At 32.0% G+C, this 22,252-nt stretch carries 21 protein-coding genes; 8 read left to right on the forward strand and 13 right to left on the reverse strand.

Going from position 1 to position 22,252, the window contains the following annotated elements; all coding sequences use genetic code 11:
- Positions 1 to 15: 15 nt before the first annotated feature.
- The 8 genes from ACK5ON_RS01610 to ACK5ON_RS01645 form a co-directional block, all read right to left on the reverse strand.
- Positions 16 to 696, reverse strand: coding sequence for an ion channel (locus tag ACK5ON_RS01610; RefSeq protein ID WP_396174066.1), 681 nt, complete (start codon positions 694 to 696; stop codon positions 16 to 18).
- Between the two features lie 47 nt (positions 697 to 743).
- On the reverse strand, positions 744 to 2,312 hold the full coding sequence (locus tag ACK5ON_RS01615) for an MFS transporter (protein ID WP_409819237.1): 1,569 nt from the start codon (positions 2,310 to 2,312) through the stop codon (positions 744 to 746).
- A gap of 3 nt (positions 2,313 to 2,315) precedes the next feature.
- On the reverse strand, positions 2,316 to 3,380 hold the full coding sequence (locus ACK5ON_RS01620) for an HlyD family secretion protein (RefSeq protein WP_409819239.1): 1,065 nt from the start codon (positions 3,378 to 3,380) through the stop codon (positions 2,316 to 2,318).
- A 12-nt stretch (positions 3,381 to 3,392) separates the two neighbouring features.
- Entirely contained in the window at positions 3,393 to 4,664 is a 1,272-nt protein-coding gene (locus tag ACK5ON_RS01625) for a TolC family protein (protein WP_409819242.1), read from the reverse strand.
- A gap of 118 nt (positions 4,665 to 4,782) precedes the next feature.
- Positions 4,783 to 5,319: a hypothetical protein gene (locus ACK5ON_RS01630; protein ID WP_396174072.1), complete on the reverse strand. Its 537-nt coding sequence runs from the start codon at positions 5,317 to 5,319 to the stop codon at positions 4,783 to 4,785.
- 90 nt (positions 5,320 to 5,409) lie between these two features.
- Complete coding sequence (locus ACK5ON_RS01635; RefSeq protein WP_409819245.1) at positions 5,410 to 6,174, reverse strand: TIGR02757 family protein; 765 nt, start codon at positions 6,172 to 6,174, stop codon at positions 5,410 to 5,412.
- A complete protein-coding gene (locus tag ACK5ON_RS01640; RefSeq protein WP_409819248.1) occupies positions 6,167 to 7,849 on the reverse strand; it encodes an LIC_10190 family membrane protein in 1,683 nt (560 codons plus the stop codon). The genes ACK5ON_RS01635 and ACK5ON_RS01640 overlap by 8 nt, the downstream gene beginning before the upstream one ends.
- Before the next feature lie 4 nt (positions 7,850 to 7,853).
- Positions 7,854 to 8,513 (reverse strand): ABC transporter ATP-binding protein, encoded by a 660-nt coding sequence (locus ACK5ON_RS01645; protein ID WP_396175062.1) that lies wholly within the window; start codon positions 8,511 to 8,513, stop codon positions 7,854 to 7,856.
- Positions 8,514 to 8,661: 148 nt separating this feature from the next.
- On the opposite strand from ACK5ON_RS01645, the gene folE reads away from it, so the two are divergent.
- Positions 8,662 to 9,330: a GTP cyclohydrolase I FolE gene (gene folE / locus ACK5ON_RS01650; RefSeq protein ID WP_409819252.1), complete on the forward strand. Its 669-nt coding sequence runs from the start codon at positions 8,662 to 8,664 to the stop codon at positions 9,328 to 9,330.
- Positions 9,331 to 9,377: 47 nt separating this feature from the next.
- On the opposite strand, the gene ACK5ON_RS01655 is transcribed toward folE, so the two are convergent.
- The 5 genes from ACK5ON_RS01655 to ACK5ON_RS01675 form a co-directional block, all read right to left on the reverse strand.
- Positions 9,378 to 9,698 carry a DUF6787 family protein gene (locus ACK5ON_RS01655; protein WP_396175066.1) on the reverse strand — a complete coding sequence of 107 codons (321 nt, stop codon included), beginning with the start codon at positions 9,696 to 9,698 and terminating at the stop codon, positions 9,378 to 9,380.
- A gap of 28 nt (positions 9,699 to 9,726) precedes the next feature.
- On the reverse strand, positions 9,727 to 10,161 hold the full coding sequence (locus tag ACK5ON_RS01660; protein WP_396175068.1) for a DUF6146 family protein: 435 nt from the start codon (positions 10,159 to 10,161) through the stop codon (positions 9,727 to 9,729).
- Positions 10,162 to 10,268: 107 nt separating this feature from the next.
- Positions 10,269 to 11,231: a D-2-hydroxyacid dehydrogenase gene (locus ACK5ON_RS01665; RefSeq protein WP_409819255.1), complete on the reverse strand. Its 963-nt coding sequence runs from the start codon at positions 11,229 to 11,231 to the stop codon at positions 10,269 to 10,271.
- A gap of 124 nt (positions 11,232 to 11,355) precedes the next feature.
- On the reverse strand, positions 11,356 to 12,450 hold the full coding sequence (serC, locus tag ACK5ON_RS01670; protein ID WP_409819257.1) for a 3-phosphoserine/phosphohydroxythreonine transaminase: 1,095 nt from the start codon (positions 12,448 to 12,450) through the stop codon (positions 11,356 to 11,358).
- 162 nt (positions 12,451 to 12,612) lie between these two features.
- Entirely contained in the window at positions 12,613 to 13,671 is a 1,059-nt protein-coding gene (locus ACK5ON_RS01675; RefSeq protein WP_409819259.1) for an acyl-CoA reductase, read from the reverse strand.
- A gap of 142 nt (positions 13,672 to 13,813) precedes the next feature.
- Here ACK5ON_RS01675 and ACK5ON_RS01680 point away from each other — a divergent pair, with 142 nt between their 5' ends.
- The 7 genes from ACK5ON_RS01680 (at position 13,814) to ACK5ON_RS01710 (ending at position 22,054) form a co-directional block, all read left to right on the forward strand.
- Positions 13,814 to 14,164 carry a 4Fe-4S dicluster domain-containing protein gene (locus ACK5ON_RS01680; protein WP_396175076.1) on the forward strand — a complete coding sequence of 117 codons (351 nt, stop codon included), beginning with the start codon at positions 13,814 to 13,816 and terminating at the stop codon, positions 14,162 to 14,164.
- A 159-nt stretch (positions 14,165 to 14,323) separates the two neighbouring features.
- Positions 14,324 to 15,490, forward strand: a complete 1,167-nt coding sequence (locus ACK5ON_RS01685) for a hypothetical protein (protein ID WP_409819262.1) — start codon at positions 14,324 to 14,326, stop codon at positions 15,488 to 15,490.
- Between the two features lie 129 nt (positions 15,491 to 15,619).
- A complete protein-coding gene (ychF, locus tag ACK5ON_RS01690; protein ID WP_396175080.1) occupies positions 15,620 to 16,714 on the forward strand; it encodes a redox-regulated ATPase YchF in 1,095 nt (364 codons plus the stop codon).
- A gap of 109 nt (positions 16,715 to 16,823) precedes the next feature.
- Positions 16,824 to 17,966 (forward strand): FIST signal transduction protein, encoded by a 1,143-nt coding sequence (locus ACK5ON_RS01695; protein WP_409819266.1) that lies wholly within the window; start codon positions 16,824 to 16,826, stop codon positions 17,964 to 17,966.
- 7 nt (positions 17,967 to 17,973) lie between these two features.
- Positions 17,974 to 19,494, forward strand: coding sequence for an ATP-binding protein (locus ACK5ON_RS01700; protein ID WP_409819268.1), 1,521 nt, complete (start codon positions 17,974 to 17,976; stop codon positions 19,492 to 19,494).
- Between the two features lie 147 nt (positions 19,495 to 19,641).
- Complete coding sequence (locus ACK5ON_RS01705) at positions 19,642 to 21,498, forward strand: DNA topoisomerase IV subunit B (protein WP_409819270.1); 1,857 nt, start codon at positions 19,642 to 19,644, stop codon at positions 21,496 to 21,498.
- Positions 21,499 to 21,556: 58 nt separating this feature from the next.
- A complete protein-coding gene (locus ACK5ON_RS01710; RefSeq protein WP_409819273.1) occupies positions 21,557 to 22,054 on the forward strand; it encodes a hypothetical protein in 498 nt (165 codons plus the stop codon).
- Positions 22,055 to 22,252 lie beyond the last annotated feature (198 nt).

Below are 22,252 nucleotides of genomic sequence, written 5' to 3' on the forward strand. Positions count from 1 at the left end.
TAGAGGTTAGTGTTATTATTTGTTTTTAGGTATACTGGTGTTGTCTGAAACAAGTTTTCCAATGAGTATAACTGGATACAAAACCCCAATCATTGCCTCTACCTGCACCAATGATCGAGCTAAAGGATGTAGGGGTACAATATCGCCAAAACCATTTGTTGTTAACGTTATATAGCTAAAATATAAAAAATTGGCCTGTAAACTATTTGTCTCAAATGGTGGCAATTTGATTTGAAACGAACCTTCAACGTTATTGAAAATATATATGTAAACTATTGAACATAAATTTGCAATAAGCATATAAACAACTATAGAACCAATTATTCTAAAAATTGTCACTGGACCCGGTTCGAATACTTTTATCAATACTATGGTGATTAATAAAACAAAAGTTAAAACAGACAGAATTAGTTCGGTAGTTTGTATAAATGTAGTTTTATTAAATGTGCTAATCCAACTTATTACTATGAACAAAAATGGCACAATAGAAATTATAATTGCTTGTCTCTTATTCTTTGCAAGTGAAAAAATTCCTGTAGTCAGTAAAAGCATCCAAAATATATCGAGCATTATCGAAAAGAGTGCATGACTACCAAATATTGGAATTAGAATAAAGTGCATTACTAAAAGTAATACTAACATTCCACTGAGCCCACTTTCATTTGCCCATATATTTTTTAATATTCGTCGTTTCATTTTATTAATCATAATTTGTAATTCTAAACAGAAATAAAAATACTAAATTATAATGGAATTGGTTCGGTTTCTACTTTTCCAATAGGTCTTCTTCCTAGTTTGAATAGTAATAATACAATAATTGGGAAGAAGCAAATTGCGGCCATAACAAGATAAATGTCTTTATAAGCTAATAAAATAGATGCTTGTGTTGTTTGGCTAGAAAGTTGTCTTTCTGCCATTTTTTGAGCTTCAGTTTGAGAAGCACCCATTTGTAAAAATAGCATTTTATATTTCTTTAATTGACTAACAGCCAAAGTATTTCCTTGAGTTAATTGCTGACTTAAACCGGTTTTATGTTGTGTTTTGGTATTCGAAATTGTAGTGCCTAAAATAGCACCACACAATAATGTTGCTATTATCACTCTAGCTATAATTCCACTCATCATTCGGGAATCGCCTAAATCTTTTGGAACGCCTTCCGAAATGTATAAAGAGGCAATCGTATACAAAAAACCAATCCCTAATCCTTTGAAGATTAAAGGAAGCAAGAAATCCATAGGTGCTATGCCTGGATACAATCTGAAGTAAATTGTAATATGATACAATCCAAAACAAGCAAAACCTACAATCCAAATCGTGGCCAAATGAATTCGTTTATACAAAAGATAGGTTGATAGTGGAACGGCAATGATTAGTCCAATGAGAATGGCTAAATGTGTTTTTGCTTGATAGATGCTGTCGAAACCCAGTATATTTGACATAAAACCGGTTACTACTGATCCGGTTCCATTTATTAAACCCGTTAAAAAGAAAAGGAAAGTACCAATGACTACATTTTTATATTTAAAAACATCGGTATTGATTAACGGCTCTTTGGTATACCTAACGTGAACTAAATAAACACCAACTATAACTATTAACAAAGCAACTGCTAGTGAAATTTTAGAATCAGAAAACCAATTTCTAGTTTGTCCTTCTGCACAAAGAAATAGAATGATAGTGAAAAATAAAACTAAAATAAGCCAACCTCTCCAATCAAATTTAAATTTTACTTTCATTGGTGCCACATCTTTTCTGTAAAAAAGCCATGCTAACATGATACAAACAAAGAAGTTGATGTTTAGAAAATATACGCTAAAAGTCCAGTCATAAATACTGGTAAACTGTGCGCCAAGATATTTATAGATGTGCTGACTTCCTTGCATTATAAATTGAATAATACCATACATTATGGGCATATTGAATTTTGGATTGTACTTTATTAAAATAGGTAATAAAGAAGCAAATATTCCCAATATCGAAATAATGGCTAAAAGGGAACGCCAAAAGGTAAACCACATAATATTTGTGGTATATAATGATGCCGTATTAAATGTTATTGCTAAAAAACTGGCAGATAAAATCAGGGTTCGAACTGGAATTTGTTTGGCAACTTTTAGCGCAAGCGGAATAAAAGCTATCATGACAAATACAGGAATGTAGGTTGCGTAGGCAAAAACCGTTGTAGATTCGCCAAAGTGACCTAAAATTTGCGAAGTATCGTAACTCGTTACATTTAGCGCATTAAAAAAAGGAATGGTAAGTATGTATAAGCCAACGAGAATGAGAATACTTCCTTTTTTTAGTCCAAACATGTTTTATTTTTTTACTTCAACCGTTACATTCATTCCAGGTTTTACCTCAATTAAATCTTCAGGGCTAGCTTCAAATTCTATTTTTACAGGAATTCGTTGCGTCACTTTTACAAAATTTCCTGTTGAATTATCAGGTTCGACCATCGAGAATTTTGCTCCAGTGGCTGGGGAAGAATTCGCTACAACTCCTTTGAATTTTTTATCATTAAGCGCATCAACTATAATGGTAACTTTTTGACCTTTTTTAATTCTTTCAATTTGTGTTTCTTTAAAATTGGCTATAACCCAAATTTTTTGATTCAAAACTATTGAAGCTACCACTTGATTAGTATTGACCAAATCACCAACAGAAAGAGTGCGTTCTCCAACAAATCCATTTATAGGTGAAGTTATAACGGTATAAGATAATTGAAGTTTGACAGCTTCTAAATCGGCTTGTTTTCTAGCTACAGTTGCAATTGCAGCTTCAAGATTGGTTTGGCTTTGTTTTGCTATCGAACCACTTGCTTGTAATTCACTCTGACCTGCTTGAAGGTAGGCACGCGTTGATTTTAACTTAGCGACTACTTGATCGTATTGATTTTTTGTTACTGCTGAATCGGCATACATATTTCTAAATCGTTCGTAATCCTTTTCGGCTTTTTCAAGACTAGCCATATCACCGGCTAGTTTCGCTTTTGTGGCTGCTTGATTTGATTGGGAAGTAACTGTAGCTTGTTGTAAAGAATGTAAATTTCCTTCTGCTGATGCCAAATCAGCTTCGGCTTGTTTCACTTTTATTCGATATTCTTCATCGTCTAAAAGTATTAAAGTATCGCCTTTTTTTATGGCTTGATTGGCTTCAAATTTTATATCAATAATATGTCCTGTTGCTCTAGCAGCTATATTGTTGATATACGATTCTACTTGTGCATTATTTGTTGACTCGTAACTTTTGAAATCAAAAAACAAACTCAATATCCAAATTCCTCCAGCAATTAAAAAGACAAACGATAGAATTTTTAATAGTGTATTTCTCTTTTTATCCTCTTTTTGAACAGTCTCGTTCGGTGTATTTTCTTCGTTCATAGTGATATTGGTTTAAAGTTTACCCATGGCATATTTCAAAGAATAGAATTGAATAATCAAATCTAGATTGGCATTGATAAGTGATATTTTTGCAGAATTCAATTGCACTTCGGCATCTACCATATCACTGATAAGTGCAAAATCATTATCATATCGACTTTTAATAATCTTATAATGATTTTGAGCTAGTTCAACATTCTTTAAAAAAGTAGGGATGTTTTTTTTAGTTTCTGCATATCGTACAGTCGCTTTTTTTACTTCTTTATCAATTTCATCTTTGATGATTTTTTGTTGTGTAGTGCTTTTGTCAATTTGTAATTTATCACTTCCTACTCGATGTTTTAGGTTGTAAAAACTAGAAATATCCCAGCTTAAAGAAACTCCCGCTGCCCAAAAATTTAATGTATTGTTTATGTAATTTGGCCATTGTGCAGGATATTGAGAATTGAAAATGAAATTAGCACTAACATTGGGTTTAAAACCACTTTTAGTTGTGTTCAAAAACGATTCGTATAATTTAACATTAATCTCTGATTGTTTTATTTCATACCTGTTTTGATATGCTTCGGCAAGTATTTCTTCAATGGTTAATTCTTTTGATGGCAATATGTTTTCCACTAGAACAGGTTTGAGCACAGTATCTGTAGGAAGACCTATTAAAATGTCTAAATAATTACTAACCAATTTAATGTTGTTGACATCTTGAAATACGGAAACCTGAAAATTTGATTGTTGCAGTTCAGTTCTAAGCAAATCACTTTTAAGATTTTGTCCGTTTTCAACACGAGATTTTAACTGTTTGATTCGCAGTTCGGTGTTACTAATATTTTGTTTTGTCACCTCAATTTGTTGGTATAATTTTTCTAAGGTAAAAAACTGTTGAGTTATGGCTAACTTTACTTCCGCTTCGGTCATTTTAACAACCGTTTCCTGAATTTGAGTTACCAATTTTTGACTTTCAATTTTATTTTTTATTAATCCACCATAATATAAAGGCATTGAGGCAACAAGTGTTCCAACAGTTTGATAATCAAAATAATCTACCGTGACACTCTTGTCATAAAATCCTTGAAATATTTTTGGATTACCGATATAGTTGTAGTCCATATTTAGACCTAAGCGTGGTGCTTTAGAAATCTTAGCTTGACTTAAATCTTCATTGGCAATGGCGACATTCGTATTCGCAACTTTAAGTTGTCGGTTATTTTGAATTCCTAATTGAATAGCTTCTTCTAGTTGAATTGGTCTTGTGTTGTTTAAATCATTCTGTTGACTATAAATCACGCTTTTCCCAAAACAAAATAGCGTCACTAGAAGGAAATATATTTTAATTTTTTTAAAGATAAAATTAGTCATCATTACTTGTTAGCTACTATATTTTTAAACATCGTAATACTATGTATTAGTCTACTTTATTACTTCCTTTAAAAAATAGGTCGATTACTTTTTTATGACCAACCGCATTGGAGAGTTCTTTCATTGCAAAATAGGGTATAAATGAACTAAAAATAATTAACAATCGAGCAGGATATTCATAGGTGAAAAGTTCATGAGTAATGTTACTGACTGCTCCGTCAAAAGTGGAAGTGTTATAAAAACCAACAATAAATTTCTCTAAAACGTTAAAAACTATAATGCAAAGTGTGAATGCAAAAGTTTTATAAGTAGTCAATAAAGCTAAATGACCCTCGCTAGTTTTTCTGCCTATCTTAGTTAACCCAATAATAGATACTACTTTACCTAAAATTAAAGCACTTATTAGAGCAGCGCCATACTCTTTATAATCTATTTCATATTGTGCCAAAACCAATCTTTTATAGGTGAAAAACACCCCAAAGTAAAACGACAAATAGAGCACATTTATCCAGTATTCAATGAATTCTTCTTTAAATTTTTCTTTAAAACTTTTCTTTTTGGTTTCGTCAACAGTTGTACTCATCTTTATAAGTATTGATTTATAATTCTTAATATAATCATTTAATGAACAATAATAAGAAATTTAAATACTTTGTGCAAATAAAATCAATTATTAAAACCCTTCAAAAACTCCCAAACCAAAAAGTGCGAAATCATACTTTACTGGATCATTGGCATCAAGAAATCGAAGATTAGTATCAAGTTCGGCCAATGCTTTGCTATCGTTTTGATTTCGAGCGAGTAATCCCAATTTTCGGGCTACATTGCCTGAGTGCACATCCAATGGGCAAGATAAAGCTGCAGTAGAAATGTTTTTCCAAATTCCTAAATCAACACCTTTGTTATCTTCTCGAACCATCCAACGCAAAAACATATTAATACGCTTAGCTGCCGAACCATGCAACGGGTCAGATATATGTTTGGTTGTTCTTTGCAAATGAGGCACTTCAAAAAATACTTTCTTAAATTCTGCAATAGCAATTTGCATGGAATTCGGTTGTTGATGGTTGGCAAAAACTGTTTCCAAACCACCATGATTAACATAAATATTTTGCAATCCTATAATAAAAGTTTTAAAATCAATACTATTAAAAGTTCTATGAACAAAAGGTTCAAGAGCTTCCAATTGATAATCCTTATGATTTATAACAAAATCGTAGGGTGAATTTCCCATCAACTCCATCATGCGTTTTGCATTAGCAATAATCATCTTGCGATTTCCCCAAGCTATGGTAGCGGTCAAAAATCCAGCAATTTCAATATCTTCTTTGATCGAAAACTGATGAGGAATTTGGATTGGGTCGGTTTCAATAAAGTTGGGATTATTGTATAAGTTTACCTTTTCATCTAGGAATTCTTTGAGCTCGGCTTTAGTCATTAGATTGGATTTTTTTAGCATAAAAACCATCTTTTAAACTAGCGCCACGCTGTTGAGGAATAACCTTAAAATTCGTTTCAAAATAGCGTAATTGTTCCGTATTAACGCATGGTAAATCACCATTGCCCGTTATCCAAAAGAATGGATAATTAATAGGCGAGTGGTAGTCTAAATTTTCTTTTGGCAGTAAAACGTACTTTTGAGTTCCCTTTGTATTGGGTTCGGGAACTAATGTGTTTTTTATGCTAAAAGTTGAATTGGAAACCAAACTAGTATTGTTTGTTAATCCAGCAAACGAAATTGGAATAAAAATCAAAAATGCAACCAAAGCCAAACTTAGTCCAATTGAAATCAAAATTATTTTTCGATTTGTTAATACCAATGAAAGTAATAATAACCCAAAGAAAATAGTGAAATAAACATAAAAACGATATTGTGGAGAACTGAATGTTACTAATATCAAAAGCGTTATGAATACGAAATAGATATTCCAAATAGTTTGTTTAGGATATCGTTTATAGATAACGATTGGAGAAGCAATTACCATTACCATAGTTGCAATTCCAATGATACTATTAATTCCATTTCTGAAAAAATAGTGCTGGAGAATATCAGTTAAAGTTAAGTTTTCAATTGAACCAGATGGGATATAAAAAGAATGCATCATCCTTTGACTAAAGAAGAAATCCATGATTGCTTTCGGAATAGTAAAGCTTGCATTTGGTAATGAAATGAAAGTCATTGGAAAAAATGGATAACCAGTAAGAATGGCATTTTTTATGATAAATAACACAAAAACCAATACTGATAAAAGCACAATTCTATTGAGTTGTTTTTTGATAAGATCATAATTTTTTATTACTAATAGTATAGGCAATATCAAGAGTACAACCGCTGTGATTTTGATAAACACTAAAAACAATGCTATTGAAGTGATTATGGCGAAATTTTCATTTTCTAGATAAAGCCAAAACAAGATCAATCCAAAAATATAAACAGGAACATCGGGTGATGGAGCATTTACAAATTGAAATAGAAATACGTAAGTTATTGGCAATAATCCAAATACTAATTCTATTTTATTTTTGGTAACAAAATAGGAGTGAAGCTTTTCAAATGCCCAATAGTTTCCTATCAGCAAACAAAATCCGTTCAAGTCATTAAATCTGTCGTATAAAAAGGAAAAACTAAAAACACTTTGAGTAATATGCCAACCGCTAGTTTGTCCAAAAAACAAATGAAGGTTAGCTAGTCCAGGTACAAAACCATATTCGTTGAGCCATTTTATGGTTTGAATATAATAGGTTTCGTTATCGATGATAAAAGGTGAGGTGGCGCTTTGAGCCAAAATCAATAAACTACTAAAAAGAAGCAGCATTTTTATTGCTATAGGAAAAGCGATGAAAAATGATTTTGTTTTTTGAAAAATAACTAGATAGAGTTCTTTATTCCAAAATCCTATAAGCAAAGTAAACAATAGCAAAACGGAATGAAAAGCGATGTTTATTGGACCAAAAACTGCCCAAATACTAGCTACAATTGTTATTGAAAACAATCCTAATATGGAAGTAATTACGACATCAATAGATGGTATTCGAAATAACTTAGAAAAACCTATCCCATAAGTAAGTGAGGTAAAAAGAATGTAGAGCCAACTTAGGAGAATAAGCACCATGATGTCACACTATTAATCCATCTTTCATGACCAATTTTCGATCAGCCATATTGGCTAATGCTTCGTTATGTGTAACAATAACAAAGGTTTGTCCAAACTCTTCTCGTAATTTAAAAAACAATTGATGTAAATTTTCAGCCGAAGCAGTATCTAAATTTCCAGAAGGTTCATCGGCAAAAATAACGGCAGGTTTATTGATTAAAGCTCTAGCAACCGCAACACGTTGTTGTTCACCACCCGAAAGTTCATTGGGTTTGTGATTTAACCTATCGGATAGACCTAAATAATCCAATAGTCGTGTAGCTTCTGTTTCTGTGGTAGATTTATCTTTACCAGCAATGTAAGCAGGAATACAAACATTTTCTAAAGCCGAGAATTCAGGTAATAATTGATGAAATTGAAAAATAAATCCAAGTTGTGTATTTCTAAATTTAGATAATTCTTTATCCATCATTTTTATTAGGTTTTCGCCATTAATCTCAAGTAGAGCATCGGTATTTTTAGACGGATTGTCAAGTGTGCCAAGAATTTGTAATAATGTTGTTTTTCCCGCGCCCGATGCACCAACAATTGAAACAATTTCCCCTTTTTGAATATGCAAATCCACTCCTTTTAAAACGTGTAAAGCATCGTAGTATTTATGAATATTTTTGGCAGTAATCATGTATTAAATTTTTCACAAAGTAACAAAGTATTTTCTTTTTTTGATAGTGATACTATTTTTTTATAGTTGAATAATGTATAAAGTTATGTTAATAGATTTAATTTGTTTAATTTATAACTATATTTGTTAAACAAAAAATGTAATTCTTATGAACACAACCATTGAAAAAGAATTATTTGAACTGATAGGCGACAATCATCAAATGACTTCTGCAGAAACACCCTTGCGCCCAGACGCATTCATCAAAACAGATGACCAAAAGATGTCAAATATCGAAAAACATTTTCATGCCATAATGGAAGAAATGGGTTTAGATATGAAAGACGATAGTCTACAAGGTACGCCTCACAGAGTAGCTAAAATGTTTATCAAAGAAATATTTTCAGGACTAAATCCGGCAAATAAACCTAAAATTTCGGTTTTTGATAATTCCTACCACTATGATAAAATGTTGGTTGAAGCCGATATTAGTTTCAATTCTACTTGTGAACATCACTTTTTGCCAATCATTGGAAAAGCGCATATTGGCTATGTTTCAAGCGGAAAAGTGATTGGATTATCAAAATTAAACAGAATTGTTGACTATTATTCTCGCCGTCCTCAAGTGCAAGAGCGATTGATCATGCAAATTTTTAACGAATTAAAAACGGTTTTGGAAACCGATAGTGTAATTGTTGTTATGGAGGCCAAGCATTTGTGTGTTTCTAGCAGAGGAATTCAAGATGAAAGTAGTTACACCTCAACCATTCAATATGGAGGAATATTTATTGAAAAAGAAAATAGAAACGATTTTTTTAGTTTACTAAAAAATCAATAAAAAATTTATTTTAAATTGTTTATTAGTGAAGAGTCTCGGGTAATAATTTATTCGAGATTTTTTTTGTCCTTTACTAAAAAACCTAAGCCCATACTCTTAAGCATTTTCTTTTCGAAAGCCCAAAAGAAGGTAAACTGCCCAAATATAAATCCAAAACTAACTAGCAACACTTGGTACACTGGAAAAATAAGTAAAATGTATAAGGGATAATATAACCAATTTGAAACATTTCCTTTGACAATACCAAAAAGAGATAAAATAGGTTTTGAAAGATACGCAGCAGAAGAGCCAGTAATTGCAAATACCAGGATAATGACAAAAACTTGCCAATTCGATTTGATATTCCAGCGTTCTTTAAAACTTGACATACTTTTATTTTTTGACAAATATAATGCATTAAGGACTTGGAATAAAACCTCCTAATTTTTGATTATATGTGATTTGAAAATATATGAAATAATTATAAAGCAAATAATTAACTTCATAACCATAATGAGTAAAAGGTTCGTAATCAATGCGCATTTCATAAATATTTCTATTATTGCCTTGAATTTGATTGACTCTACTGTTCCATTCTATAACATAGCTCTGGTTTCTATTTTCTAAGAAATTTAGAGAATAAAAACCTCTCGGTTTTGCATTTTTTGCCAACCAAGAACTAAAACCTGGATCAATAATAATTACTTCATATTCTAGACTATCATTGGTAATTTTAACGGTGTCTGATATTTTAGTAGCAATAGTATTACCATCCGCAGTAATAATGTTTTTTGATGAAGTACAAGATAGAATTATTAAAATAAAGGAGAATACTATAATTAAATTTCGCATAATCAATTGTTTGCAATAAAAGTACTAAAAATCAATTGTTTGAACCTTATTTTTAACATAAAAAACCACGCATAACGTGGTTTTTTAATTTTACTTTTGAAATCAAATTATACTTTCTCGGCTTTCAACAAGCTTATAATTTGTTCTGCTAATTCGGTTCCAATTCTGTCCTGTGCTTCCAATGTTGCCGCACCAATATGTGGTGTTAAGGAAATTTTTGGATGCATCAGGATTTTAATTTCTGGTGTTGGTTCGTTTTCAAAAACATCCAAACCGGCAAATAATACTTTTTCGTTATCCAAAGCTTCAATCAACGCTACTTCATCTATAACGCCACCACGAGAACAATTTACAATACCCACGTTATCTTTCATCTGCGCAAATTCGTCAGCACCAATCACATATCCTTCTTGCGCAGGAACGTGAAGCGTTATAAAATCAGAATGTTTAAAAATATCTTCCAAAGGTTCGGTTTCAAATTCCACATGGATAAACTGTCCGTTGTAAAAATCAACTTTTACGTCGGCTTTATCCACAAATTTATCGGCTGCAATTACTTTCATTCCAAGTCCAAGCGCCATTTTTGCTACCGCTTGACCGATTCGTCCAAATCCAATAATTCCTAATGTTTTTCCGCGTAATTCAATTCCGTTGGCATACGCTTTTTTCAAACCATCAAAGTTAGTATCACCTTCTAAAGGCATATTTCTATTCGAATCTTGCATGAAACGAACTCCTGTAAACAAATGCGCAAATACCAATTCGGCCACACTTTCAGAGGACGATGCTGGCGTATTAATTACGTGTATTCCTTTTGCACGAGCATAATCCACATCAATATTATCCATTCCAACACCACCTCGACCAATGATTTTTAATCCTGGACAAGCATCTATTATATCTTGTCGAACCTTTGTGGCACTTCTCACTAAAACTACCGAAACATTATTACTGTTTACGTAATTCGCTACTTGTTCTTGAGCGACTTTGGTAGTGATTACTTCAAAACCACCTTTTTCTAATGCTTCAATTCCACTTTTTGAAATTCCGTCGTTGGCTAATACTTTCATCTTTTTTGTATAATGTATAATGTAAATTGTATATTGATTTTTTATGAGCCCTGCCTGCCGGCAGGCAGGTAATCCCGCAATTCGCTTCAACCTTTGTGCCGACAGGTAGGCAGGTCGGGGCTAATTATTCTGCTATCTGCGACTGAACACTGACTACTTCCTCCAACTCTTTCATCACATCCACCAAAACCTGAACACTTTCTAGTGGTAAAGCGTTGTACATAGAAGCACGATAGCCACCAACAGAACGATGTCCTGGTAAACCCGAAATTCCAGCTTCTTTCCACATTTTATCAAATGTTTCTTGGTTCTTTTCGTCAACCAATAAAAAGGTAGCATTCATACTACTTCTGTCTTTTTTATCAGCTGTTCCGATGAATAATGGATTTCTGTCGATTTCGTTGTATAGCAAATTGGCTTTGGCTTCGTTTACTTTTTCAATTGCTGCAATTCCGCCCTGAGCTTTCAACCATTGCAATGTTAAAAGACAAGTATAAACCGCAAAAACGGCTGGTGTATTATACATACTTTCCGCTTTAATGTGTTTTTCATAATCCAAAATACTAGGAATTGTTCTTCCCGATTTGCCTAGAATTTCTTCTTTAACTACCACCAAAGTTGTTCCCGCCGCTCCCATATTTTTCTGAGCACCGGCATAAATCAAATCAAATTTTGAGAAATCTAAAGTTCTCGAAAAGATATCCGAACTCATATCGCAAACTATTGGAATGTTGGTTTTTGGAAACGATTTCATTTGCGTTCCAAAAATGGTATTGTTACTGGTGCAGTGAAAATAATTCGCTTCAGCAGGAATTGTATACTCTGTTGGAATATGATTGTAATTTTGTTCTTTTGAAGAAGCTACAACAACAGTTTCACCAAATAATTTGGCTTCTTTAATAGCATTGTTTGCCCACGTTCCGGTATCCAAATAAGCAGCTTTTCCATCCACTTTCATTAAATTATATGGCACCATCAAAAATTCTAAACTAGCGCCACCTTGAAGAAATAGCGCCTGATAACCTTTTCCTTCTAATCCCAAAAGTTCTAAAGCCAACCCTCTCGCTTCATCCATTACGGCAACAAAATCTTTGCTTCTATGGGATATTTCAAGAATGGATAATCCGGAATTATTAAAATCCAAAACAGCTTGTGCTGATTTTTGGAAGACTTCTTGAGGTAATATGCATGGACCAGCGCTATAATTGTGTTTTTTCATTTTATTCTGAATTTATTTCAGAATCTTTTATCATCTGAAATGCTGTTATTTTAAAAAATTAAAGCGCAAATTTCGTAAATAGGGAATAGATAAACTATTTAAAATCATCGTTTATGAGTTCATCTTATCAACGAAAACGATTTAGTTTATAAAATTGATTACTTAAAGTTTATTCAAAAACAATAAAGTATCCACATTATCAGCATAATCCCAAAGTTCGGGTTGTTGGGTTTTTCCGAAGGTAATACTGTTTTCAATAACACCATTTGAAACAACACATTGTATTTGGTCTGCATCCTTTTCCAATTGTTTTTTGATGTCTTCAATATTTTCATATCGTTCATAAAACACAGAGGAAATTGGCGAGGCGTAACTAATATCTTCCTTCAAAGTTAGAAATTCATTATCCAATAATTTGAAATTACTCATTAGGAAAACGGCTTTGTTATAGTCGTAGTTGTTGGAATATTTTTCGTAATAAATGACATCTTTATATTCATAGATAGCTTTAAAGAACGCTTCAAAATTATAGTCTTCGGGAACAAACAATTTAGAAACATTGCGGCAACCTAAACCAAAATAACGGAAAATGTCTTCACCTAGACTTACTAAATCTTGCTCTGTTTCTTCGCCTGTTAATACAGCAACTGAATTACGATTTTTGCGAATAATATTTGGTTTGTCTTTAAAATAATATTCAAAATAACGCGCTGTGTTGTTACTTCCAGTAGCAATCACGGCATCAAAATTTTCTAATTTACCATCGGTAAACGTGATGCAATTTTCAATTTCGGGATTAACAGCTACTAAATATCTGGCCAAAAATTTAATCAGATGTTGATCGTTTGAAGACGTTTTTACCAGTACGTTATGTCCCGAAATCAATACGGAAAGAAAATCGTGAAAGCCAACTAGTGGAATATTTCCTGCTAGAATTAAGCCAACAGTTTTCGGTTTCACTTTAGAGAAATCATAATCAGCTAACCATTTATTCAAATTATCTTCTGTCAATGCTTTTGCCCAAGATTGAAAGGCGAAATAAACTTGTTCAGGTGTAAACCATCCATTATGAGATTGGGACAATTTGATTAAGTCAACAAAGTCATCAAAGAACAAATCATTGTGAAGCACTGTTTCGTCTTTGGTGTTTTTATCCAATGAAAATTGGCTTAAAAACTTTCCTAATGCAACAAAACATTTTTTTTTATCAATTTGTAACATTTGTTTACTTGTTTATGAATGGTTTTGATTGTAATTTTGCACAAAAATAAGATAATAGAAAATACAATAAAGAGAAAAGATAATTTTTCATTGGTACAGTCTATATTCTATTCTCTATTTTCTTTTATTTAAAATAAAAAAAATGGCAATCATTATAACAGACGAATGCATCAACTGTGGTGCATGTGAACCAGAATGTCCGAATACGGCAATATATGAAGGTGCGGATGACTGGAGGTACAAGGATGGAACCAAACTTAGAGGAAAAGTAATTTTACCCGATGGAACCGAAGTAGATTCTGATGCTGCGCAAACGCCAATTTCAGACGATATTTATTATATAGTACCAGGAAAATGTACTGAATGTAAAGGTTTTCACGATGAACCCCAATGCGCAGCCGTTTGTCCTGTGGATTGTTGTGTTCCCGATGAGAATCATGTAGAAAGTGAGGAAACGCTACTTAATAGACAATCATTTTTGCATAACGAATAGAATAAATCTTTAGCATAGGGAAGAGCCACTAAATTTAAATAATTTCTAAAATGTTGAGTCTTTTGTTTTCGGGCTCTTTTTTAAAAATTATAGTCAAAAAACTGATAACTGTTCATAATCTAATGTTTTTTACTAATTTTGTTAAAAGCCAATCTAATTATGAAGAAAATCTACCATGTATTCTTACTGATTTTTGGTTTTTTTGGTTTTTCACAAACAACCGAAAAGTCAATTATTTTAAAAGATGCTGTTAGTAATCTCCCTGTTGAATACGCCACTGTATTAATTCTAAAAACTAAGCAAACATTGTTAAGTAATGCAGAAGGAAAAATAACATTTGAGCTCAACGGTACTTCAAATATCCAAGTTACACATTCCTCTTATCATAGTGTAATTGTTCGTTCATCCGCATTACATAAAACAGATAATATTATCTATCTCAAAAGTAATATTAATGATTTAGACGAAATTATTGTAACGAAACAGCATCCTCAGAAAATCTTAAAATCAATTGTTGAAAATTCTATTAAGAAATTGACTTCTCCATCACGATTAAAAGTCTATGCGAGAGAGTTTTTTAAACAAGATGGTACACATACTTATTACAATGATGGTCTGTTAAACTTTCAATTAACTGGTAAAAACAATAAATTTAAGAGCACTATTTTAGTCGAACAAAATAGGTCTTATGGATTGATTAACGATGAAATTAGTTCCGAAGTTTTGGGTTATAATTTGAATGATATCATGCAAAATTACTATAACTTCAAGTATTTACTTCCCATTTTAGAACCTAAAGCTATAAAGCAATACGATTATGTTATTAAAGGGTACACTGCCAATGCAGATTATAATGTGATGCTTGTAACGCCATTGGACAATTCTAAGGAAATCCGTGATGATTTTAAAATAATTTATGACAATAAGAAAAAAGTAATTGTAGAAGTGAGTTCCAGTATTTCACCTGCAACTCTTGCCAATACTAAAGAAAAGAAAATAGTGGGTTCAAAAAATATTTATAAATCAATATTCAAAACAATCTACAGAGTTGAGGATTTAAACTATTATTTAGTAAGTTCGCAAGAAGAGATTGGTTTTGAGCATATTTTTAGAGATAAAAAAATAGATATTGAGGTTAGAAATTATTTTGTTACCACCTTTTTTAGCACTCAAAACTTCGTGTATAAAGAAAACGAAGTCTTTAAAGACAAAACACTTTATAATAAAAAAAATTCCATACTAACTAATTATTGGAATAATTCCGGATTGACTTCTACCGAAGAAGAAGAGAAAATTATTGAAGTTATAGCAGCCAAATCCTATTAGAATTTCCTTCAATTTCATTTCATTGAAACTTGATTTTAATATCTTATATTTGCACACTTTTTAACTAAAACTTAAAATGAAACGCTTTAGCGTTACATATCACAAATAAAAAATCAATAACAAAAAGATATGAAAGCAGGAATTGTAGGATTGCCCAATGTTGGAAAATCAACCTTATTTAATTGTTTGTCAAATGCCAAAGCGCAAAGCGCCAATTTTCCATTTTGTACAATTGAGCCCAATATTGGCGTGGTAAATGTTCCTGATCCAAGAATAAATCGTTTAGAAGAACTAGTAAAACCAGAACGTGTACAAATGGCTACAGTTGATATTGTAGATATCGCTGGTTTAGTTAAAGGTGCCAGTAAAGGAGAAGGTTTAGGAAATCAATTTTTGGCAAACATTAGAGAGTGTAATGCCATTATTCATGTATTGCGTTGTTTTGACAATGATAATATTGTTCATGTAGACGGTAATGTAAACCCAATTCGAGATAAAGAAACTATAGATATTGAATTGCAATTGAAAGACCTGGAAACCGTTGAAAAACGTTTAGAAAAAGTAAACCGCGCAGCTAAAACTGGAAACAAAGAAGCTCAAACAGAAAAAGCATTATTGGATAGAATTAGAGAAAATTTATTACAAGCAAAATCTGCTAGAACTGTAGTTGCTCAAAATCATGATGAAGAAGTGTTATTAGAAGATTTTCAACTAATAACGAACAAACCGGTTTTATACGTTTGTAATGTAGATGAAGATTCGGCTGCAACAGGAAACAAATACGTTGAACAAGTTCGTGAATTGGTAAAAGACGAAAACGCTGAAGTTATTGTTTTGGCAGTTGGTACCGAAGCAGATATAACCGAATTAGAAACCTATGAAGAACGTCAAATGTTTCTTGAGGATTTAGGTTTAAAAGAACCCGGATCTGCAGTTTTAATTCGTGCAGCTTATAAATTATTAAAACAACAAACCTATTTTACAGCAGGAGTGAAAGAAGTTCGCGCTTGGACAATCAATATTGGAGATACTGCACCCAAAGCTGCGGGTGTTATTCATACTGATTTTGAAAAAGGATTTATTCGTGCCGAAGTAATTGCTTTTGAGGATTACTCCAATTTAGGTTCAGAAAGTAAAGCAAAAGAAGCAGGAAAACTTAGAGTGGAAGGAAAAGAATATATAGTAAAAGATGGTGATGTGATGCATTTTAGGTTTAATGTGTAAATATAATAACGCACCTAATTGCTAAAACAAGTAAATAAACATGCAGGTTTTTTTGTTAGTTACGTTTTCTTTTCTTTACTTTATATCCCAACTCTAAATAATTTACGCTATGAAATTTAAACAATTGATTATTGATAAATTAAATAATCAAAAAATTATTGCCAACTCTCATGGTTTAAAGCCAAAAGATGTTAATTTAGTTTTAGCTTTTGCTCAAAGAACGCTTCTGGACGAAACTTTACCTTACCAAAAACTAAAAGAAAGATATCCTAACGCTGATATTGTATTGTGTTCTTCTTCTGGACAAATTTCTAATGAATGTAATATTGAAGATGATATTGTTGTAACAGCCATTTCATTTGAAAAAACAAAAGTAAAAACTACACAAATCGATATTATATTGAACAGTGACCTAAACGATTTAGGCGAAAAAATTAAGAATGATTTATTATCTGAAGATTTAAAATCTATACTAATTTTATCCGAAGGAAGTTTAGTTAATGGAACTGAATTGATTAATAAATTAATAGCGCAAACCAATAAATTAATTCCGATTTTTGGTGGTTTAGCCGGTGATGAATATAATTTTGAAAAAACAATTGTTGGATTAAATGCTGATGCAACCCCAGGGAAGATAGTAGCGGTAGGATTTTATGGAAATAATATTCATTTTGATTACGCTTCCGAAGGAGGTTGGAGTGATTTTGGTCCTGAACGAGAAGTTACTTTATCTGATAAAAATGTTTTATACAAAATAGGTGACCGTTTTGCATTAGATTTATATAAAGAATACTTGGGTAAATATGCCGAAGAATTACCAAGCTCCTCTTTATATTTTCCTCTTTCAATGAAAGAAAATGCCAACTCAGCAACAGTTGTTAGAACCATATTATCGATAAATGAAGAAAATAAATCAATGACTTTTGCAGGTAATATTCCACAAGGTTCAATGGTAAGATTGATGAAGGGAAATATCGATAAATTGATTGATGCTGCATCAAATGCGGCTTATAAAATTAAGAAGAGATCAACTGAAAGAAATCAATTAGCACTTTTGATTAGTTGTGTAGGTAGAAGAATTGTTTTAGGTGAAAGAATAGAGGAGGAACTTGAAGTAATTCGTCATGAATTCGGAGAAAACACTCTTTTATGTGGCTTTTATTCCTATGGAGAAATTTCTCCAACTTTAAAGAATGTAGCTTGTGAACTTCACAATCAAACCATGACAATAACCACAATCTATGAGGATTAATAGTTAAATGAATAAACCAAATTTACATCGTCATCTTGGTCGTCAAATAGATAAATATTTATCTAAACAGACCATTAATAATAGTCCTGAATTAATGGCTTTTATTGATGTCATCAATCAAACGTATTTAAATTATGAAAAAGATGCCGAGTTGTTTGAGCAATCCACTCGTTTAAATGACAAAGAATATTCTGAAATCACTTTAAAGTTAAAAGAAGAAATAGGAAAAAGAGACATTTTTCAAAAGAAGTTGGTTGAAGCAATTAATCAACTTAATGTAGATGGCAAAGAGTTGAAAGAAGAAGAGGATAATTTACTAGACTTAATTAAAATTCTAAATCGAGAAATTGAAATTAAAAAGGAGTTTCAAATACAGTTAAACGAATCCAAAACAATTGCTGAAAATGCTAATGAAGCTAAATCGGAGTTTTTATCCATAATGAGCCATGAAATTAGAACTCCGCTCAATGCAATTATAGGTTTAATTTACATCATGGAAAAAGAAAACTCATTGCAAAGTTTCCAAGAAAATATTGAAGTTTTAAAAAATTCAGCACAAAACTTATTTTTATTAATCAATGATATTTTAGACTTCAATAAAATCGAAGCAGGTAGAATTGATATTGAGAGAATTCCTTTCAATTTGATTGTTTTAACCAATCAAATTGCAAAATCATTACAAGTAAGAGCTTCTGAAAACCTCAATAAAATAGAAGTAATTGTTGCGGATAATTTTGTGCCAAATTTAATAAGCGATCCGTTGCGAATGAATCAGATCATTACAAACTTAGTTTCAAATGCTATCAAATTTACAAAAAACGGAACCATAAAAATTAAACTAAATCAATTAGGAGTTTTTGACAATATCTCGACCTTCAAGGTTGAAATAATTGACACGGGAATAGGGATTGAAAAGGAAAAATTCAATACCATTTTTGAAAAATTTTCTCAAGCCGAAACAAGAACTTCTAGACAATTTGGAGGAACTGGATTAGGACTTTCTATTACCAAAAAATTACTAAATCTATTAGGTACTGATATTTTGGTTGAAAGTGAAATTGGAGTAGGTACAAATTTTAATTTCACATTACAACTTCCAATCGATTTAAAATTTATACCAGTTAATACAAATGATTTACAAGAAAATTATAAAGTAGAAAATCTTAAAGGATTAAAAGTTTTATTAGTTGAAGACAATTTAATCAACATCAAAATTGCCCAAAAAATTATGACTCAGTGGGATGTTGAAGTAGATTTAGCAGAAAACGGACTTGTGGGTGTTGAAAAATTTAATGCTCATAAATACGATGTCATTTTAATGGATTTATCAATGCCAGTAATGGATGGTTACGAAGCCACAACGATAATCAGAGAAAAGAATAAATTAATTCCTATTGTTGCCCTTACGGCATCGGCTTCTTTTGGTTATTTAGACAGAGCACTTCAAATAGGTATAAATGAATACATCATAAAACCATTCAACCCAAATGAACTCAATATGAAATTAAAAAAATATTATCGTCTTTGACTTTGGCTCATTTTTGTCAATATCATTCTTAATAACTTCTTTTTTATTGGTTTTTAAAAACCCTCTAATTCCACTATATTAGCACACCCAAGGTTTATGCGAAAAGCATAAGCCGAACTGAAGGGAGTTAAAATCGAAAGTTTTATAATGCAAGAACAAAATCAATATACCGAAGACAATATTCGTTCACTCGACTGGAAAGAACACATCCGAATGCGTCCCGGAATGTACATCGGAAAACTAGGTGATGGTTCTTCTCCCGATGATGGAATCTACATATTGCTCAAAGAAACAATAGATAACTGTATTGATGAGTTTGTGATGGGAGCAGGAAAAGTAATTGAAGTTACTATCAAAGACAAACTCGTCACGGTTCGTGATTATGGACGTGGTATTCCTTTGGGTAAAGTGGTGGATGTCGTTTCCAAAATGAATACGGGCGGAAAATACGACTCCAAAGCTTTCAAGAAATCGGTAGGTTTAAATGGTGTTGGTACCAAAGCCGTAAATGCATTGTCGAATTATTTCCGTGTAGAATCCGTTCGTGATAACCAACAAAAAGCAGCTGAGTTTTCTGCTGGAAATCTTACCATTGAAGAAGATATAATAGAATCTACCAAACGTAGAGGAACCAAAGTTTCTTTTGTTGCTGATGAAACCATTTTCAAAAATTACAAATACCGAAATGAGTATATTATTAAAATGCTCAAAAATTACTGTTATTTAAATACAGGATTAACCATCTATTACAATGGCGAAAAGTATTATTCAGACAACGGTTTAAAAGATTTATTGGAAGAAGCCATCCATGAAGACGATATGGTGTATCCAATCATCCATTTGCTTGGCGATGATATTGAAATCGCTTTAACCCACAGTAAATCGCAATATTCAGAAGAATACCATTCCTTTGTAAACGGACAAAACACAACTCAAGGTGGAACGCATCTAGGCGCTTTTCGTGAAGCCATTGTAAAAACGATTAAAGAGTTTTACAACAAACCTTTTGAAGCATCTGATATCAGAAAATCAATAGTTTCGGCTATATCCATTAAAGTGGAAGAACCCGTTTTTGAAAGCCAAACGAAAACCAAATTGGGTTCAACAGAAATTGGTCCGAAAGGGCCATCGGTACGAACCTTTGTCAATGATTTTATCAAAACCAAACTTGATAATTATTTACATAAAAATCCTGAAATTGCTGACCAATTATTACGCAAAATTCTTCAAGCCGAGCGAGAGCGAAAAGAACTCTCGGGAATTAGAAAATTAGCCAAAGACAGAGCCAAAAAAGCAAGTCTTCACAATAAAAAACTACGTGATTGCAGAGTGCATTTAACCGATGCTAAAAATCCGAGAAGTTTAGAAAGCACCCTTTTCATTACCGAGGGCGATTCGGCTTCGGGTTCCATTACTAAATCTCGTGATGTCAATACACAAGCCGTATTTAGTTTGCGTGGAAAACCTTTGAATTCGTATGGCATGACAAAGAAGATTGTCTACGAAAACGAGGAATTCAATTTGCTACAAGCCGCATTGGATATTGAAGAAGACATGGGCGATTTGCGGTACAACAATATTGTAATTGCCACTGATGCCGATGTGGATGGAATGCACATTCGATTATTATTGATTACATTCTTTCTGCAATTTTTCCCCGAGTTGATAAAAGACGGACATTTATACATTTTGCAAACGCCCTTATTCCGTGTGCGAAATAAAAAGGAAACCATCTATTGCTACAGTGAAGAAGAGCGTGTAAATGCTATTGAAAAATTAAAACCGAAACCAGAAATCACTCGATTTAAAGGATTGGGTGAAATTTCGCCCGACGAGTTTAAAAATTTCATTGGGGAAAGCATACGTTTGGATCCAGTGATGTTGGATAAAGCTACCTCAATAGAGACGTTATTGGAATTCTATATGGGCAAAAACACACCCGATAGACAAACGTTTATTATCAATAACTTGAAAGTGGAATTGGATGTGGTGGAGAAGAATTAGTTTTCAGTAACCAGTTTTTAGGAAGCAGTAGATTTGACTAATAAAATTATCCTAAATAATGAAAAAAATAATTTTAATAACGAGTTTATTTATAGTATTTTCTTGTCAAAAAGAGAAGAGTGAGGTTTTTTTAAAGCTTGAACAATATAGTAAAGTAAGATTATTGTCCTATAATCATATTAGAAATTCTTATTCTGATAAGAATGAGATTTTAATAAAAGATAATTTTATTACAATATCTGGTGTAAGTTTTGTTGATGATGTTGATTTGAATACAGAATTCAAAAATAAAATTTTCAATGTATTAGATAGCAAATTAGAATATGGAACTTCTGCGGATTGTTATAACCCAAGACATATTTTGTTGTTTTATAAAAAAGACAAATTAGTTGATTTTTATGACTTTTGTGCTGAATGTGGCGGAAGCTATCAATCAAGTGGATTAAAGATTGTCAAAAGTATAAGTTCTGAACAAGGAGATTTGTTAATAGAAATTTTTAAGGAATTAAATTTAAAAAACAATGGAGAAGAAACTGAAAATTATCAGTATTTCTAATCCTAAATTTATATAATGTTGACCTTAAATCGTTAAAACCAAACTATGAAAGACGACGAAGAAGATAACATCAACGAAGACGAAACTAACGACGAGTTAAACGATTCTACAAATGATGAAGTAAATGATGAAGGTTTTGAAGACCTCAAATCTTCAGGTAATCATTTCTATGAAAATGACGAAAACCCCGAAGACACC

The sequence above is a fragment of the Flavobacterium sp. genome, assembly GCF_046317795.1.
In the GTDB taxonomy this organism is placed as follows: Bacteria; Bacteroidota; Bacteroidia; order Flavobacteriales; family Flavobacteriaceae; genus Flavobacterium.

Bases quoted from the DNA above. Each gene is read 5' to 3' on its own strand.
- ACK5ON_RS01610 (WP_396174066.1), bottom strand. From the start codon at position 696: ATGAAACGACGAATATTAAAAAATATATGGGCAAATGAAAGTGGGCTC.
- ACK5ON_RS01615 (WP_409819237.1), bottom strand. From the start codon at position 2,312: ATGTTTGGACTAAAAAAAGGAAGTATTCTCATTCTCGTTGGCTTATAC.
- ACK5ON_RS01620 (WP_409819239.1), bottom strand. From the start codon at position 3,380: ATGAACGAAGAAAATACACCGAACGAGACTGTTCAAAAAGAGGATAAA.
- ACK5ON_RS01630 (WP_396174072.1), bottom strand. From the start codon at position 5,319: ATGAGTACAACTGTTGACGAAACCAAAAAGAAAAGTTTTAAAGAAAAA.
- ACK5ON_RS01635 (WP_409819245.1), bottom strand. From the start codon at position 6,174: ATGACTAAAGCCGAGCTCAAAGAATTCCTAGATGAAAAGGTAAACTTA.
- ACK5ON_RS01640 (WP_409819248.1), bottom strand. From the start codon at position 7,849: ATGGTGCTTATTCTCCTAAGTTGGCTCTACATTCTTTTTACCTCACTT.
- ACK5ON_RS01645 (WP_396175062.1), bottom strand. From the start codon at position 8,513: ATGATTACTGCCAAAAATATTCATAAATACTACGATGCTTTACACGTT.
- folE (WP_409819252.1), top strand. From the start codon at position 8,662: ATGAACACAACCATTGAAAAAGAATTATTTGAACTGATAGGCGACAAT.
- ACK5ON_RS01655 (WP_396175066.1), bottom strand. From the start codon at position 9,698: ATGTCAAGTTTTAAAGAACGCTGGAATATCAAATCGAATTGGCAAGTT.
- ACK5ON_RS01660 (WP_396175068.1), bottom strand. From the start codon at position 10,161: ATGCGAAATTTAATTATAGTATTCTCCTTTATTTTAATAATTCTATCT.
- ACK5ON_RS01665 (WP_409819255.1), bottom strand. From the start codon at position 11,231: ATGAAAGTATTAGCCAACGACGGAATTTCAAAAAGTGGAATTGAAGCA.
- serC (WP_409819257.1), bottom strand. From the start codon at position 12,450: ATGAAAAAACACAATTATAGCGCTGGTCCATGCATATTACCTCAAGAA.
- ACK5ON_RS01675 (WP_409819259.1), bottom strand. From the start codon at position 13,671: ATGTTACAAATTGATAAAAAAAAATGTTTTGTTGCATTAGGAAAGTTT.
- ACK5ON_RS01680 (WP_396175076.1), top strand. From the start codon at position 13,814: ATGGCAATCATTATAACAGACGAATGCATCAACTGTGGTGCATGTGAA.
- ACK5ON_RS01685 (WP_409819262.1), top strand. From the start codon at position 14,324: ATGAAGAAAATCTACCATGTATTCTTACTGATTTTTGGTTTTTTTGGT.
- ychF (WP_396175080.1), top strand. From the start codon at position 15,620: ATGAAAGCAGGAATTGTAGGATTGCCCAATGTTGGAAAATCAACCTTA.
- ACK5ON_RS01695 (WP_409819266.1), top strand. From the start codon at position 16,824: ATGAAATTTAAACAATTGATTATTGATAAATTAAATAATCAAAAAATT.
- ACK5ON_RS01700 (WP_409819268.1), top strand. From the start codon at position 17,974: ATGAATAAACCAAATTTACATCGTCATCTTGGTCGTCAAATAGATAAA.
- ACK5ON_RS01705 (WP_409819270.1), top strand. From the start codon at position 19,642: ATGCAAGAACAAAATCAATATACCGAAGACAATATTCGTTCACTCGAC.
- ACK5ON_RS01710 (WP_409819273.1), top strand. From the start codon at position 21,557: ATGAAAAAAATAATTTTAATAACGAGTTTATTTATAGTATTTTCTTGT.